Here is a 16,045-nt window from a genome sequence, read left to right as displayed (position 1 = left end):
GTATTTTCTTAAAAGGAGGAGATATTTATGACTGACGAAGAGTTTGATATTTACTGGTATAGAACTATATCTATAGTTGTAACAATGTTATCTAATTATGAGCCAAGCCAGCCAATTGATGAAGCTTATAAGGAAAAAACTACTACTGAAATATACAGTCTGTTATATAAAGATCCAGCTTATGAAGGAGTATCTAATCCTTCAATTGCTATAACTAAAGTTAGTGATCTTTTAAAAACAATAAAAAATCTCAAAAATAATGAAATAGTTGATCAAGAATTAGAAGAAATACATAGTAAAATAAAATCTGAACTTAAAAGGCTATATACTGTATACGTACATCGTTTAAATAGAACTCAGCTTATAAATTGTGCTGGAGTACCATCCTCCGATTTAGTAGATGAAATTAATAGTAAAAAAAGTTTATTTATACCAAAACAATTATTACCTTTGATATGTGAATATTTAGATAGTTCAAGTTATAGAACCTTTAGAATAATATGTAAGTTAAGTTCTAAAGTACTACCTCCTTTACCACTATTACCAATAAATGAGCAAAATCCTATCATATTGACAGGACATTACAATAGTATAACTTCATTATTGGCGTTACCAGATGGGAGAATAGTAAGTGGATCAGTAGATGGTACTATAAGAGTATGGAATTTAAATGACCCCACAAACCCTATCATATTAACAGGGCATAATAATAGGATTATAACTTCATTATTAGCGTTACCAGATGGGAGAATAGTAAGCGGGTCAGCAGACGGAACTATAAGAATATGGAATTTAAATAGTCCCACCAATCCTACCATATTAACAGGACATGAAGATTGGCTTAGGAAGTTAATCTTATTACCAGATGGAATGATAGGCAGTTTATCAGAGGCTAGTACTATAAGAATATGGGATTTAAATAGTCCAATAAGACCTACAAACTCTATCATGTTAATGGAACATAAACCTTGGGTTTGGGTTTCAGAAATAATATTGTTACCAGATGGGAGAATAGGCGGCGTATCAGGCAGTAAAACTATAAGAGTATGGAATTTAAATGATCCAACAAACCCTATTATATTAAGTGGTCATGGACATTGGATTACAGCGTTAACATCGTTACCAGATGGGAGAGTTGTAAGCGGGTCAGAGGAGAGTAATATAGGAGTATGGGATTTAAACGACCCAACAAACCCTGTCATACTGGGCAGACAAGGAGGCCGTGTTACAGTATTAACATCGTTACTAGATGAGAGAATAGTAAGTGGATCAGTAGATGGTACTATAAGAGTATGGGATTTAAATGATCCAACAAACCCTATTATATTAAGTGGTCATGGACATTGGATTACAGCATTAACATCGTTACCAGATGGGAGAATAATTAGTGGTTCAAGGGATAGAACTATAAGGATATGGTAACTCCCACAGCAAGCTCTAAAATATTAGATAAAAGAGTCTTACACAAATAAGGATTGAGTTATAGTAATTCAAACAAGTTAGCTAACCCATCTCAGAAGGGAGTAAAAAAGAAAGTTAGTTTATTAAATAATATTGCAATATTTTAAATTTAGTGAGACCATTCAATATTCTGTATCATATTTACCAGTTTTTTAATATGTGCTTCAAATTATTAAGAAAAAGGTTGCTCAGCCGAGGTTGAATTTATATGAATTTTTTAATTTTGGACACTGCAAGTGCTTATTGTTCGGTAGCACTTAGAGTTAAAAATAGGAATTATTCTAATACAAAATATATTCCTCGTCAGCATAATAAATTTCTTTTAGAGATGATAAAAGAAGTTTTTGAAAGTGCAGGTATTGATAAAAAAAACCTAGATTTTATAGCGTACGGTGTAGGACCTGGAAGTTTTGTAGGAGTACGTTTAGCAGCTGCTGTGGCTCAGGCTTTTGCAGTTGGGTTGGATATTCCTATAGTAGGTTTCTCAAGTATGTTTGCTATTGCAAAAAGTATGTCTACTAATTCAGATAAAGTAGCAGTAGTTTTAGATGCTAAAATGGGAGATTTTTATTTAGGCTTGTACAATAAAAAAACTGATGATGTGTTTTTAGAGAATGTTTATAAGCTACAAGAGTATTCAGCTGAATTGTATCAAGGATTTAGTTTGGTGGGTGAGACTATCGAACAAATAAAACTGGTACCGGAGATAACAGATTTTAAGCTTGATGTTAGTAATTTAATTGACTATGTTTACAGGCAATATCTTTTACAAAAACAAAACAGTAAGCTAACACAAGAAACGTTTCCAGTTTATCTTAGAGGAAATGCTCATTGGAGTAAGTAAATTTATACTTCAAATCTTATAATCTCAAGCAACAGCCACTTTCTGGATGTAAATACTTTTTTATTTATGTTATATTAGTGCTTACAACAGGGGTGCTATTTATAAATTTATTAGTAATAGCTGAGATATACCCTTTGTACCTGATCTAATTAGTATTAGCGTAGGGAGTTTGTTTGGTACCCTTTGGTAGAAAGGCTAAGATCATGCAAATTCCTATTAAATAATAATAGGAGAATCTTAGTGCAGAACATAGGCTTTATAACTTTAAATATTTCTCTAATAATATATTTTGTGCATTTCTTGCCTCAGATGGTTCATAATCAGTTTAAACATAAAACTTTTGAGATAAGCTTGTGGACACATTCTTTAATGATTTTAGCAAACTCTTTTGATTTGATATATGCTGTAGGTTTTAGTTTACAATGGCAATATGTATTAGTAGATATTATTTTATTAAGTTTTTTAGTTATTCAACAATTTCAAATTTTAAATGATAGAAAAAACAAATATATAGCTGCACATACAGTATTTATAATAACATTTTTATTGTTAGTAATATCTGTAGCTTTATATAAAAACCTCGATTCTAAGTATTTGCTAGTATTAGGGTCGATAAGTGGAGTTATCTATAACATATATTGGTTACCACAAATATATAAAAATTATCGTCAAAAACAAGCTGAAGGATTTAGTATAATTTTTTTAACACTATCTTTAGTAAGCGTAGTTTGTGATATAAGTAGCGCTATATTTTTGGGCTGGCCAACTCTATCAGTAATAGTATCTTGTAGTTTAGCTATACTGCTTTTGTTCCAAATCTTGCAGTATTTTTACTATAAAAACTGGGTCCAAATTTGTATCATATAAATTAGACAGGAGCAAATAATAGAAAAAACTCAATAAAAATATTTCATTAAAATTTGAGGTTTTAGCTTTTAATGTTTTTAAAAAGCATTAAAATTAGTTTTGTGGTGTGTAAGTATATTGAGGTTTTTTATAAATGTCTGATGATTTGATGATTTTTAGTGGTAATGCGTCAAGAAAGCTTGCCAATGAGGTTGCAAAAGAATTAGGAGCAACTCTTGGTAATGCAACAGTTGATAGGTTTAAAGATGGTGAAATACACGTTGTGTTAAATGAAAATGTTCGTGGTAAAGACATATTCGTAATACAGTCAACTTGTCCACCAGCAGATAATTTAATGGAACTTATTTTATTGGTTGATGCATTAAAAAGATCATCAGCTGAAAGGGTAACAGCAGTTTTACCATATTTTGGTTATGCTAGACAAGATAGAAGGTCAAAATCTGCTAGGGTTCCAATTTCAGCAAAAGTAGTTGCAAATATGCTTCAAGCAGTTGGTCTTGATAGAATACTGTCAGTGGATATTCACGCTGAGCAAATTCAGGGTTTTTTTGACATACCTTTTGATAATGCTTTTGCTACAAAAATATTTTTAGAATATGTGCGTAAAAACCCGTCAAAATATGAAAACATTAAAATAGTCTCTCCTGATATGGGTGGTGTGGTTAGAGCCAGATCAGTAGCTAAAAATTTAGGAGTGGAGATAGCAGTAGTAGATAAAAGAAGACCCAAACCGAATGTTGCTGAAGTTATGAATATAATAGGAGAGGTGGATGGGAAACATTGCATTTTAGTCGATGACATAATGGATACAGGTGGTACCATATGCCAAGCAGCTCAGGCTTTGGTTGATAAAGGTGGTGCAGCTAAGGTAACAGCTTTCTGTGTTCATCCTTTGCTCTCTGGTGATGCGATTAAAAATATCGAAAACTCAGCTATAGATGAGCTTATAGTTACTGATTCAATCCCACTTAAGATAAATGCTCAAGACTGTAATAAAATAAAGGTTATTTCATTAGCTCCTTTACTAGCTCAGATAATAGAGAAAACGAATGGTGAAGAATCTGTAAGCGATATCTTCCGTACGGATGGCTTGGTAGATTAAGCTTTTAAACTTGAATTATAGTTCTTAATTTAATACAATAGCTCAGCTAATCTAGGGTCGCATAGGTTAGCATTTAATTGTTTGTTTAAAAAATAAGGAATAAAAAATGACAAATTTTGTTTTAAAAGCACAAAAAAGAGAAGATTTAGGAACAGGTGCGAGCCGCCGTCTAAGAAGTGCTGGTAAAATTCCAGCAGTTATATATGGTGGTGAAAAAGAAGCAATATCTATAGTTATGGATCATGATAAACTTTTACATGCTACTGAAGATAAAATATTTTTTTCAAGCGAAGTGGTTTTAGATATAGATGGTAAAGAAGAAAAAGTTATTATCAAAGCTTTACAAAGACACCCGTACAAAGTTAAGCTTATTCATGCTGATTTTATGAGAATTTAATCTATAAAAATCTTTTATAGTAGAGCTAATAAATTATCAAGGCTCAATAAGCCATACCTTGCAGCTAAAGATTCAAGCTTCTGGCCCGTTTTTCCGTTTTTTAGGATACACTTATCTTTTTCATCCAATTTAAAAATACTAGAACTAGTGTCATAATTATAATTAGTTTGTTTTTTTCCGATTAGTGTATATAATTTGTTTAAAGCAGAAAATTTTTCTTGTTGAGAGTAGCCGATCCCGAAAATATTGTTATACTCATATTTTTTTTTCGTTTCTGCATAATGATTTACAAGTTCTCCAATTTCTTCTTTTAATTCTGGTAATCTTGTTCTAATATATTCTGTCGTTGTCATTGGATTCAGAAGTAGATTAGAGCTATCTTGGGATATTGTTTTAAGTACTTCTATATCATTGTGTAAAACTAAGGTGGTGTAAAAAGATAATATTTTGAATAATTCTAAATTTTGGTAAACATCTAGATATTTTTCTTTATTTTCTAATAACGCGTCCAATAAGAACACAAAACTACGATCAATAGTTTCTAAGGCTTGATAATAATTAATGTGACTTGATTGAGGTTGTTTAATGTTTGCATTTTTTGTGTTATAGTAAGTTTCTGCAGTACTTACGTAATGTTGTGTCAAGCCACTTAGAGTGTTAAGTTTACTTGCTGGAGCAGGCAGAGAAGGGTTTGAAGTAATATCTGATATTGATAAAACTAAGCTTCGAAGTCCTACATTATCTTTAAATAATTTATAATCAATACTGCTTGTGTAAGCATCAAGCTGGGTAACATAGTGTCGGCAGGGTGCGAGGTTTAAACTACTCTCGTGTTCTGAATCATAATCACTGCTAGATTTTATTCGTTTATTTATTTGTTTATTTAAATCAAGTATCGCATCTCGGATAGTGCGTAAAGTTACAATATTATTACTGTTTCTAGATTTATCAGTTTCTATATTTTTCCACTTTAGTTCTTATATTCCACTGATAATTTTAATTAAATTCATGAATTTTCCTTGCTTATTTTCATCATACTTATAAATGGGGCAAGTGTACGACAATGTTTTTAAACAACATATCAGTAGTTTTTAATAGCTATTATTTATTTTTAATAAGTAAAATGTGGATAAATTGGTTATTGAATATCAGTACTTACAAATTCTTGTATGTTTTCTAATAATTTTACAAATTCTTGATAATATTGTTCCTGTACTTTTTCAACAAAAATTGCATCGTCAAAGTCTGCTATCTGGCACATTTGTAAACCATTATAGCCACATGGATTGATATAACTAAAAGGGGTTAAATCCATATTTGTATTGATAGCTATACCATGATAAGTTTTACCTTGCTTAATCCTAAGTCCTAAGGAGGCTACTTTTTTATTGCTAATGTAGATTCCATGAGCATTTTCAATTGTATGAGCTTGCAAGTTATAATATTTAGCTAACATGTTTATGCAAGCCTCTTCTACTATAGAGACTAGTTTTTTGGCTCCAAATTTACTTCTTTTTATATCAAGTAAAAAATAAATCACAGCTTGCCCAGGTCCATGATATGTAACTTGACCACCTCTATCTGTGTTAACTATAGGTATATTATGTAGGTTTAAGATATGCTCAGGTTTACCATGTTTTCCTTGTGTAAAAACAGCAGGGTGTTCAACCAACCAAATCTCATCAGTGGTTTCATTGGTACGGTTTTCGGTAAAAGTGATCATATCCTCAAAAACTTTCGAGTATTCTTGTAATTGAAGATTTTTTTTAGTTATTTTCATATATATAAATTACTTAAAAAGATGCCTACCTTCGCGAGCACGACAATATTAGTTTAATATTCCTAGTTACCCTTGTTTATAAAGGGGTCATAATGGATCAGACTTTATATTAATGTGGGTGTCTTTATAAAACCATATGTACTTCAGGGTAAGCAGATATTTCTTTGTATATATTATCTAACTGCTCTTTACTATTAGCCTCAAAGATGGCTGTGATAGATATATACTTTCCTGTTTTACTTTCTTTTGTTTTAAAGTCAATTTTGTCATGATTGGGTACATACTTCTCAAAAACACCCAATACAAATTCAACAGTTTCTTTTTGAGGATTTGCCATGATTTTTATAGGAAATTGACAAGGAAATTCAAAGAAAGTTTCTTTTTGCTCTTGTTCAGACATTTAAAAAAATCCTTATTTTTATTTATAGATTACCACCAACCTTTTTTTGCAATATCATTTTGCGCTATAACAGGTATACTGGCTATTTTTTCTTTAGTATCACCTACCGTGATCACTAGATTACCAACTACTTGACCTTTATTGATAGGAGCTTTTATACTTGAATCAAATGCCACCCCTTGTTTTAAATAAGGAACATAGTTTTTCGGTACGGTTTTGTATATGTTTTGGTCAGATGCTACAGTTATCTTTTGGCCTGATTTAGCATTTAGTATATTATCAGCATTTATTGTTATAGGTGTGTTAGCTTTGTATAATAGAACATTTTCAAATTTAGTTAGAGCATATCTAAGTAATTTAGTAGACTCTAGCTCACGGGTAGTCGAGCTAGGAGCCCCTAACACCACACCTATGTATCTTTCGCTGTCTTGTACTGCAGAAGACACCAGACAATATCCTGCATCGCCAGTGTGGCCTGTTTTCATACCGTCTACCCCATCAAATGTAAATAGTAGTCTGTTTCTATTATTTTGTAATACAAATTTGTCACCAGTAGGAAAAAGTTTAGAGCATTTATTTTTGGTAGCATCATCTAGATTGGTTGCTGTATAGCTAGTGATTACACCACCGTCAGTACGATCAAATTTGGGTAAGCACTGTTTACGATCTGCTATACTTACAGATTTTTGTTCAGTTGCATTCCAAACTAGACCCTTTTCTCCATATATTTCATACGCTTCTGGGAAGTTATATATATATGATCTTGCTAATAAAGCCATGTCATGGGCAGTGGTATATTGCTCACCTCCTGGTAAACCATCTGGATTAGCAAACTGGGTGTTGTCCATGCCAATAGCTTTAGCAGTTTGATTCATAAGTTCAGTAAAGGCTTTAGGAGAACCAGCAATATACTCAGCTAAAGCTACTGTTGCATCATTACCAGATACTACATCCATACCTTTTACTAGATCTCTTACTGAAACTTTTGCGCCAGCTTTAACATACATTTTTGACCCACCAGTAGCAGCAGCTGTATGGCTTATAGGGATCATAGTGTCCCAAGTTAAATTACCAGCTTTGATTTCACTAGCTACTATATATGATGACATAATTTTAGTTAAACTTGCGGGTGCTCTTCTTACATCCATATTTTTTTGGCTAACAATATCTCCTGTACGGTAATTCATAGCTACCCAGGCAGGGACATTTAACTCTAAATCTATAGGTTTAACGATAATATCTTTTTGTTTAACGCTATTACCATTATCATTAAAATATGGATCGCTAGCAGATATATTTGGCGCTGATATAGCAATACTTGTACTCAAACCAGCTATAGTTAGCAAAGAGATTTTTTTTAGTTTTATCATTTGTTATTCCTTCCTTTACCGCTTAAAGTATAGTGTCTAAATTTAAAAGTTCTTTTAGTATTTTAATATTTATGTATTCTAAATACAAAGGTTTTTGTGGTAGACTGAGGTTTATGAAATATTTATGTCAAAATCGGTGAAAATATATAGGAGTAATTCACGATGATTAAAAATATACCTTGTGGGAAAGATGTCCCGAATGATTTTAATGTTGTTATTGAGATACCTCAAGATAGCGACCCTATCAAATATGAATTTTGCAAAGATACTAATATGATAGTAGTAGATAGATTTATGTCTTCTACTATGAGGTACCCTTGTAACTATGGTTTTGTACCAAACACATTGTATGATGACGGCGATCCAATAGATGTGCTTGTTTTAGCGCCTTATCCGTTAGCAGTAGGTTGCGTGATTAACTGTAGAGCAGTAGGTGTCTTTAAAATGGAAGATGATGGTGGAGTAGATGCTAAAATAGTCGCTGTGCCAAGCTCTAAGTTAACTAAAGAGTATGATCATATCAATGATGTAGATGATCTACCTGGAACATTAAAGCAAAGAATAGAGCATTTCTTTACTCATTATAAAGATTTAGATTCTGGTAAATGGGTAAAAGTAGAAGGTTGGGATAACGCAGCCTTTGCTAAAAAAGAAATCGAAAAATCTGTCAAAAACTATAAGTAAATAAAAATAATATTATATTTTTTAGTAAAGTTTTCTTTACTTAGCATGTTTTCTGCAGCATTAGATAAAACACTTCAAACTTTCTTGTTTATTTATTATAGAAGTGTAAAAATCTAGATAGTTTAAAAAACCTAGTTAGTCGGAAATGCAAGAGTCTCTAAAACTAAGTGAGTTCTTAGAACTGATAAAAAGCACTATAGAAATAAGTTTCGGCTATGATGGTTTTTGGGTAGTGGCTGAATTATCAGAGTGGCGAGCATCTGGTAAGCACTATTATGGTGAACTTATTGAGCATGACGGTGTAAGTAAATATCCAGTAGCTAAAATTAGGTGTAACTGTTGGGCAAATATAGCCGGCTATGTTAATAACAAATTTAGTGCTGTAACTGGTGAACTATTAAAACCGGATATGAAAGTACTGCTGAAAGTTGCTGTTAGCTACCATATAAGTTTTGGGCTTAGTTTAAATATTATAGATATAGACCCAAGTTACACTTTAGGAGATAGACAGGCTCGTAAATTAGAAATTCTGGAGCAACTAGCAAAAAAAGGTATTCTAGATAAAAATAAAAATCTCCAATTACCAAAAGATTTTACAAATATTGCTGTTATAACTAGTCTTACGGCGGCAGGTAAGGGCGACTTTTTTGAAGAAGCCGACAAGTTACAAAGTTTAGGATTATGTAAGTTTGATATTTATGAAGCAAAAATGCAAGGTAAGGATTGTGTTATTAGCGTATCTAAAGCTTTTGATAAAATAGTAAATAGTTCCAATAAATATGATGCTGCAGTACTTATCCGTGGCGGTGGTTCTCAAGCAGATCTAGATTGGTTTAATAACATTTTATTAGCAGAAAATGTATGTAATAGCACATTACCTGTAATGGTCGGTATAGGACACGAACGAGATAGCACAGTTTTAGATGATATTTGTACTAAAAGGTTTGATACACCATCAAAGGTTATCAATTTTATTACTAGATCTATACTTGATAATGCAACTCAAGCAAAATACAACTATGATTCTATAGTCGGGATTACAAGAACCTTGGCAAAACAAAAAAATAGTGAACTAGACGCCTTATATGCTAATCTAAGGTCCAAGCTAGATCATTACTTACAACATATAGAACAAATAGTACATCATAACTATAAAAATACTTTAGCTATGTCGAAAGGAGTGATTAAACTATATAGTCAGTCACTTGATACTCAATACAAAACATTAGTTTCAAGTACTAAAAATTCTATTAAATACTGTAGCTATAAAGTAGATGAGTACTATAGTCAGTCTGTACAAAATTCCAAGCATAATTTAAGTTTTTATAATAAATCTAGTGAATATTTGTATAAGCAAATATTATCCTTGTCAATACAGCCAACGTTAAAACGAGGATTTAGCCTTACAAAGGCTATAGATGGCAAATATATAACAACTAAAAAGCAAGCTCAAAGCCAAATAGGCTTTGAGGTTATTTACCATGACGGCAAAGTTAATGTAGAGGTAAAAAAAGATGGCAACACAGAGTAAAAAATTTGCAAAGAACTATGAAATATTAGAACAAATAAATGAAAAATTACAGGATAGTCAAGATAGTCCAGCCTTACTTGACGAATTAGCATCCATACTTGAGCAAGCATCAAAAAGTTATAAATTATGCAAGGAAAGAATAGATGCAGCTCAAAAGTTTATAGATGAGTTTGAGAGTTAATTTCCTACTGAGATTTTAAACTATTTCAAAAAAGAAAAACATCGGCTTTTGTAGAAAGGCTAAATAATAAAATTAAAGTTATGAAAAGAAAGTGCTATGAGCCTTTCCATTTAATTGTGTGATTCATAGAGATAGTTCCATAATAAGTGTTAAAATTAGCTGGTTCTTTAGCTATGTTAATTATTTTAACAAAATTTGCACTTGGCAGTATTGGATTTCAACACGCCCAATCTGGGATTTTAGATACTAGCGTATGGCCCATAATATAACTACTCCATTAAAATGATCATACCCTCCTATTTGGGACACTTAAGTGTTAAGAAAAGGAGACAAGATGAAGTATCAAAGATATACAAAAGAATTTAAAGATAATGCTGTTAAATTATGTTTACAACCAGATACAAATAGGCGAGAAATAGCAGATAATTTAGGAGTTAAATATAAAACCATTTGCAACTGGATATCCAAAGCTATGTCGAATCCTCCTAAAGAGATAAAGATAGATTATAAAACGCAGTATCAGCAATTATCTTCTGAAAATGCTGATTTAAAGAAAAAGCTTAAACAAGTAGAAACAGAGCGTGAAATACTAAAAAAGGCAGCAGCGTACTTTGCAAAGCAAGGACTGTAAGGTACGCTTTTATTAAGGAGCATTGCAAAGTCATGCCAGTAACAACATTATGTAAATATTTGAATGTAAGTACATCCTCATATTACAGATGGATACATGAGCCTATAGGTAAAAGACAATCTAATGATGCTGAGCTAGATAATGCTATTACTGCTATATTTAACGAACATAAATCTAGATATGGGAGTGTTAGGATATACAAACAACTTAAAGATATGGGTTGGAAAGTTACTCAACCTAGAGTATCTAAACGTATGAAATTACTTGATTTGCAGGCAAAAGCTGCTCGTAAACATAAAGCAATGACAGACTCTAACCATAACAAACATGTTTCTGAGAACTTATTAGAACAGAACTTCACAGCGTTGTCTATGAACCATAGGTGGGTTACAGATATAACTTACATACCTACACAAGAAGGATGGCTGTATCTTTTTGTGATTATAGATTTATTCTCAAGGGCAGTTTTAGGTTGGGCAATGGATTCTAGAATGAAAGCAGACTTAATCTGTAGTGCTTTAAATATGGCATTATTTAGAAGAAATTTTCCTAGTGGTGTTATTATACATTCTGACAAAGGGTCACAATATTGTAGTAAACAGTATCAGGATGTTATTAAAAATAACTGGCTATTATCAAGTATGAGTTCTAAAGGATGTTGTTATGATAATGCTGCTTGTGAGAGTTTCTTTGGTACTTTAAAAGTTGAGTTAGTTCATGATGAAAACTATAAAACTAGAGAAGAAGCTAAGCTATCTATATTTGAGTATATTGAGGCTTACTATAATACAAAAAGGAAACATTCTACAATAAATTATATGACTCCAAATCAGTTTGAATATATAATGGAAAATAAAAAGGTAAACTGTCCCAAATTGACGGGGTAGATCAAAATGAAAATGCTCTACAAAAAGGGATAGTTACCCATTGCGGGGCTTTGAATCACTATGATCAGAATGGACATTTATCTAAAGTAGGAACTTATACAGTCAAAGATCCATATACAACTAAGTACCAAGACTTAAGATCTACTGAATTTACGGAGGAATTTAAAGGAAAGTGTGGCGGTATGAGCGGCACAGTAAAAGTCTTAATTTGTAATAAGTTTATTTTTTATAAGAAACATTCAGATAATATGTCACACGTTGATTTATGGAACAAAATATATAAAGGAACTGGTTATGATGTTGCGTTTTATTTACCTTATGCAGCATACTATCCACAGGTACATGGAATTACGATTAATGTTCTTACCCATATCAATCTTGAACTAGATTTGAAGTCTGAACTATTACGGGCTTCTCACACATGGCTTATAAAAAAAATGGGATTATTCCAACAAGATTTTTGCTCACCGGATGGTACTATTTTTAATTCCCAGAATGTTTTGTATGAAGTATGCAATTTAAATAAAACTATAACATTTTATCCAATAGATGTTGCAACAATTTGTGAGTATGGTGAAATTTGTAAAAAAGACCAGGCACCAAAATGGCTTAGAGATCTTTAAGCACCCTTGAGATAGAATGACATTATTTTGTCATAGAACAAACTTTCTTAAACTAAAGTTACAAGCTCCTCGGAACTAGTAGGATGGATAGCTATAGTATCATCAAAATCACGTTTAGTAGCACCCATGTTGATAGCTACTGCAAACCCTTGTAGCATTTCATCGACATTTAAACCAATCATATGGCAACCAACAACTTTCTCATTTTCACCTGTTACAACTAGTTTCATCACTGTAGGCATTCTATGACCAGATATTGCACAATACAAAGCTGTAAAACGACTCTTATAGACTTTTACATTTTTTTCACCATATTTTTCTTTAGCATCTTTTTCAGATAACCCAACTGTACCAATAGCAGGGTGTGAGAAAATAACCGTAGGTATATACTCAAGTTTAGGCTTAAGTCCTTCTTCACCGTTAAAAAGTCTACGTGCTAATCTACGACCGCAAGCAATTGCTACAGGAGTTAGTTGAGCGCCACCAGAAGCATCTCCTAAGGAGTAGACACCTTTAACGTTTGTTTCTTGCCATTGGTTAGCTGGAATTACGCCTTTATCTGTAATTTTAATATTAGTATTTTCAATGCCCATATTATGAGTATTTGGCGCGCGTCCTGTCGCCCATATTAAAGTATCAACATTTTCTAAAATACCACTTTTATCTGTAGTTATTTTCAGGGTATCACCAGTTTTTTCAACTTTAGTGATATTTGTATGGTTCATAAGTTTTAAACCAGTCATTTCCATACATTCAACTAGAGTATTACTAATATCATCATCAAAATCCATTAAGGGTTTCTCTCTGCGTACTATCACCGTTGTATCTGTTCCATGGGCATTTAGAACTCCAGCAATTTCAACTCCAATATAGCCTCCACCAACAATTACAGCTTTTTTAGGAGTATCTTCTAGTTCAAAAAACTCATCAGAAGTAATACCTAATTCAGAGCCCGGAATATTTTTAGGTACAATAGGATAAGCACCTGGTGAGATGAAGATATTATCAGCTGTTAGTTCCGTACCATCATCTAGGATGATTGTTTTATTATCTTTAAATTTACCCCAATTATTAAAATGGGTGATATTCCATTTATCTAAAAGTCTGTCGTAAAAGCCATGAATATTACCGATATATTTAGCTCTTTTTTCTTTCAAAGTAGCCCAATTGAAGCTTTTAACTTCAACATCAAAACCATAGCCAGCAACATCATGCTTTAATTGCTCAGCAAGCATGCCGCCATACCACATAGCTTTTTTAGGTACACATCCTCTATTTACACAAGTGCCACCAAGTTCACGCTTCTCTATAATAGCAACTTTTTTACCAAATTTAGCAGCTTGTACAGCAGAAGCTATCCCACCTGAGCCACCGCCTAAACTTATTACGTCAAAGTGATTGTTTTTCATTTTTTCATTTCCTTAGTTATTTAAATATTTTATTTTAAATAGGCTGTGTGTCCAGCTAAAAGTAGCAAAATCATACCAATCATTTTATCTTTATCTTTTGGTTGTGATTCTGCAATTAATATTGTTAATGTTGCCAAAGTTTCTGGTGTTATTCTATGGTTATACTCAAATTTTTGTAAAAGCCAAATAAAAGCAAAAGCTCCACTTCTTTTATTTCCATCATTAAAAGGGTGGTTTTTAATTATAAAATACAGTAAATGTGCACATTTTTCTTCTACACTAGGATAAAGCTCTTGTCCAAACACGTTTTGAAAGACATTATTAACTATACTTTCTAAACTGGCTTTCGTTTTTTCTTGAGCAAAAAGGGCAGTAGCTTCTTTTTTGGTAATTAAGTCTATTTTTAATTGTGCTAGATCTTTGTAAAGATTGTCTACTGATATGCTAATATCGTTAGTTGTATTTGTTTTGGGGAATTTTTGTTCATCATAGCTTTGTAGAGAAAACCATGTATAAGAAAAAGTTTTTATTAGTTCTAACGTATCGTTATTATTGATTTGTTTCTGCGCTAATACTTTTATTTTTGACATTACTTCAATAAGAAAATTTGGATCATTTTCTACTTTTGATTCATTAACTGTATATCCTTGTATAATGTGTTGTTTTAAAGTTTGGGTTGCCCATTTTCTAAATTGTATTGCCTTAGAGGAGTTTGTGGAGTTTGTTCTATAACCAACAGCTAAGATAATATCTAAAGAATAAAACTTTATCTCTCTTGTTTGAGTTTTATTGTCTAAAGCTCCGTGCTTAGTGGTATGTGCAAAATTTGCACTTACCAGACTTTCATCTAGTTCAGCATCTTTAAAAATATTATTAATATGTCTATTAACAACGGTTCTATCTATACTAAAAATATTAGCTATATCTTTTTGACTAGCCCATATGGTATCTGTTTCAAAATCTGCTTTTAACTCTAAAGCCCCATTTTCTAGTTGATAGATTATTAAATCTTTTTGCTTACTCATCTTTTCCATTTTTAACTCTATTGAAATTTCTGCAGAAGCGGAAACCTCTATAAAACCTCATAATCATAACAAATACTGATTGGAGCATGATCAGAAAACCAATTTTCTTTGTAGATATAATCTGATTGAGGTATTACTTTATCTTTTAAAGCAGGTGTTGAAATATGGTAATCAATTCTCCAACCGACATTTTTTGCTCTAGCTTGCCCACGATTTGACCACCAAGTATATTGTAGCGGCTCTTGATTAATTACCCTAAAAGTATCTACCCAACCTAAATCATAAAAGATATGATCTAACCATGCTTGTTCTTCTGGTAATACTCCTGAAGTTTTACCATAGTTAGATTTCCAGTTTTTTATATCTATTTCTTTATGCACTATATTAAAGTCACCACAAACTATAAAATCCCTTCCAGATTGTATCTGCTGTTTTAATACTTGTGTGTATTTTTCTAAAAATTGCATTTTATATCCTTGGCGCACATCACCACTAGAGCCAGATGGTAGATATAAGCTTGCGATACTAAAATTTTCATAGTCAAACTGGATGTATCTTCCTTCCTCATCTGCCCAATCAATGCCGATTTCTTTAATTACTCGTATAGGTTTCTTTTTAGCATAAATAGCTACACCACTATAGCCTTTTTTTATAGCATCTTTATAATCGTAAAAATACCCTTCCGGAAAGTATGTAGGGTCAGATTCTAATTGATGAAATTGAGCTTTCGTTTCTTGGATACATAAAAAATCTATATTTTGGGTTTTAAACCAGCCCCAAAAGCCTTTTTTAGTTGCAGCACGAATTCCATTAGCGTTAAAGCTCGTTATTTTCATAAAACCAATAAAAATTA

General features: G+C 32.0%; 18 protein-coding genes and 1 riboswitch. Of the genes, 11 read left to right on the top strand and 7 right to left on the bottom strand.

Translation table 11 applies throughout. From position 1 onward, the window contains the following. The first annotated feature begins 27 nt into the window (after positions 1 to 27). The 5 genes from E4K63_RS04560 to rplY all read left to right on the top strand — a co-directional run bounded on the left by E4K63_RS04560 (position 28) and on the right by rplY (position 4,671). Entirely contained in the window at positions 28 to 1,422 is a 1,395-nt protein-coding gene (locus tag E4K63_RS04560) for a WD40 repeat domain-containing protein (RefSeq protein ID WP_133941649.1), read from the top strand. A gap of 247 nt (positions 1,423 to 1,669) precedes the next feature. Then, complete coding sequence (tsaB, locus tag E4K63_RS04555) at positions 1,670 to 2,305, top strand: tRNA (adenosine(37)-N6)-threonylcarbamoyltransferase complex dimerization subunit type 1 TsaB (protein WP_133941648.1); 636 nt, start codon at positions 1,670 to 1,672, stop codon at positions 2,303 to 2,305. Positions 2,306 to 2,383: 78 nt separating this feature from the next. Further along, a riboswitch (TPP riboswitch) is annotated at positions 2,384 to 2,490 on the top strand. A 55-nt stretch (positions 2,491 to 2,545) separates the two neighbouring features. Then, positions 2,546 to 3,172, top strand: a complete 627-nt coding sequence (locus tag E4K63_RS04550; RefSeq protein ID WP_133941646.1) for a PQ-loop repeat-containing protein — start codon at positions 2,546 to 2,548, stop codon at positions 3,170 to 3,172. Between the two features lie 133 nt (positions 3,173 to 3,305). After that, positions 3,306 to 4,274: a ribose-phosphate pyrophosphokinase gene (locus tag E4K63_RS04545; protein ID WP_133941644.1), complete on the top strand. Its 969-nt coding sequence runs from the start codon at positions 3,306 to 3,308 to the stop codon at positions 4,272 to 4,274. Positions 4,275 to 4,380: 106 nt separating this feature from the next. After that, positions 4,381 to 4,671: a 50S ribosomal protein L25 gene (rplY, locus tag E4K63_RS04540; protein WP_133941642.1), complete on the top strand. Its 291-nt coding sequence runs from the start codon at positions 4,381 to 4,383 to the stop codon at positions 4,669 to 4,671. Positions 4,672 to 4,685: 14 nt separating this feature from the next. Here the strand turns inward: rplY and E4K63_RS04535 are convergent, their stop codons facing one another. The 4 genes from E4K63_RS04535 to E4K63_RS04520 all read right to left on the bottom strand — a co-directional run bounded on the left by E4K63_RS04535 (position 4,686) and on the right by E4K63_RS04520 (position 8,218). After that, positions 4,686 to 5,315: a hypothetical protein gene (locus E4K63_RS04535; RefSeq protein WP_179965691.1), complete on the bottom strand. Its 630-nt coding sequence runs from the start codon at positions 5,313 to 5,315 to the stop codon at positions 4,686 to 4,688. A 494-nt stretch (positions 5,316 to 5,809) separates the two neighbouring features. After that, positions 5,810 to 6,451, bottom strand: a complete 642-nt coding sequence (gene lipB, locus E4K63_RS04530; protein WP_133941638.1) for a lipoyl(octanoyl) transferase LipB — start codon at positions 6,449 to 6,451, stop codon at positions 5,810 to 5,812. 124 nt (positions 6,452 to 6,575) lie between these two features. Beyond that, positions 6,576 to 6,851: a YbeD family protein gene (locus tag E4K63_RS04525; protein ID WP_133941636.1), complete on the bottom strand. Its 276-nt coding sequence runs from the start codon at positions 6,849 to 6,851 to the stop codon at positions 6,576 to 6,578. A 29-nt stretch (positions 6,852 to 6,880) separates the two neighbouring features. Then, positions 6,881 to 8,218 (bottom strand): D-alanyl-D-alanine carboxypeptidase family protein, encoded by a 1,338-nt coding sequence (locus E4K63_RS04520; protein ID WP_133941735.1) that lies wholly within the window; start codon positions 8,216 to 8,218, stop codon positions 6,881 to 6,883. A gap of 165 nt (positions 8,219 to 8,383) precedes the next feature. Here E4K63_RS04520 and ppa point away from each other — a divergent pair, with 165 nt between their 5' ends. From ppa to E4K63_RS04490, 6 genes are all read left to right on the top strand, one after another. Then, positions 8,384 to 8,905, top strand: coding sequence for an inorganic diphosphatase (gene ppa, locus E4K63_RS04515; RefSeq protein WP_035719261.1), 522 nt, complete (start codon positions 8,384 to 8,386; stop codon positions 8,903 to 8,905). 145 nt (positions 8,906 to 9,050) lie between these two features. Further along, positions 9,051 to 10,436, top strand: coding sequence for an exodeoxyribonuclease VII large subunit (gene xseA / locus E4K63_RS04510; protein ID WP_133941634.1), 1,386 nt, complete (start codon positions 9,051 to 9,053; stop codon positions 10,434 to 10,436). Beyond that, the gene (gene xseB / locus E4K63_RS04505) at positions 10,420 to 10,617 is read left to right on the top strand and encodes an exodeoxyribonuclease VII small subunit (protein ID WP_133941632.1); all 198 of its coding nucleotides are present in this window, start codon (positions 10,420 to 10,422) and stop codon (positions 10,615 to 10,617) included. The genes xseA and xseB overlap by 17 nt, the downstream gene beginning before the upstream one ends. A 334-nt stretch (positions 10,618 to 10,951) precedes the next feature. Beyond that, a complete protein-coding gene (locus tag E4K63_RS04500; protein ID WP_179965690.1) occupies positions 10,952 to 11,248 on the top strand; it encodes a transposase in 297 nt (98 codons plus the stop codon). An 11-nt stretch (positions 11,249 to 11,259) separates the two neighbouring features. Then, positions 11,260 to 12,135, top strand: coding sequence for an IS3 family transposase (locus E4K63_RS04495; RefSeq protein ID WP_244947459.1), 876 nt, complete (start codon positions 11,260 to 11,262; stop codon positions 12,133 to 12,135). Positions 12,136 to 12,185: 50 nt separating this feature from the next. Further along, entirely contained in the window at positions 12,186 to 12,758 is a 573-nt protein-coding gene (locus E4K63_RS04490) for a hypothetical protein (protein WP_133942489.1), read from the top strand. A 47-nt stretch (positions 12,759 to 12,805) separates the two neighbouring features. Here E4K63_RS04490 and gorA read toward each other — a convergent pair whose 3' ends face one another. The 3 genes from gorA to E4K63_RS04475 are packed head-to-tail and all read right to left on the bottom strand — an operon-like array spanning position 12,806 to position 16,028. Next, on the bottom strand, positions 12,806 to 14,167 hold the full coding sequence (gorA, locus tag E4K63_RS04485) for a glutathione-disulfide reductase (RefSeq protein ID WP_133942490.1): 1,362 nt from the start codon (positions 14,165 to 14,167) through the stop codon (positions 12,806 to 12,808). Positions 14,168 to 14,196: 29 nt separating this feature from the next. Next, complete coding sequence (locus E4K63_RS04480) at positions 14,197 to 15,192, bottom strand: type II toxin-antitoxin system death-on-curing family toxin (RefSeq protein ID WP_133942500.1); 996 nt, start codon at positions 15,190 to 15,192, stop codon at positions 14,197 to 14,199. A 47-nt stretch (positions 15,193 to 15,239) separates the two neighbouring features. Next, a complete protein-coding gene (locus E4K63_RS04475; protein ID WP_133942491.1) occupies positions 15,240 to 16,028 on the bottom strand; it encodes an exodeoxyribonuclease III in 789 nt (262 codons plus the stop codon). Positions 16,029 to 16,045 lie beyond the last annotated feature (17 nt).

The sequence above is a fragment of the Allofrancisella inopinata genome (assembly GCF_012222965.1).
In the GTDB taxonomy this organism is placed as follows: domain Bacteria; phylum Pseudomonadota; class Gammaproteobacteria; order Francisellales; family Francisellaceae; genus Francisella; species Francisella inopinata.
The sequence above is the reverse complement of the archived record's forward strand: the minus strand, read 5'-3'. Positions and strand labels throughout refer to the sequence as shown.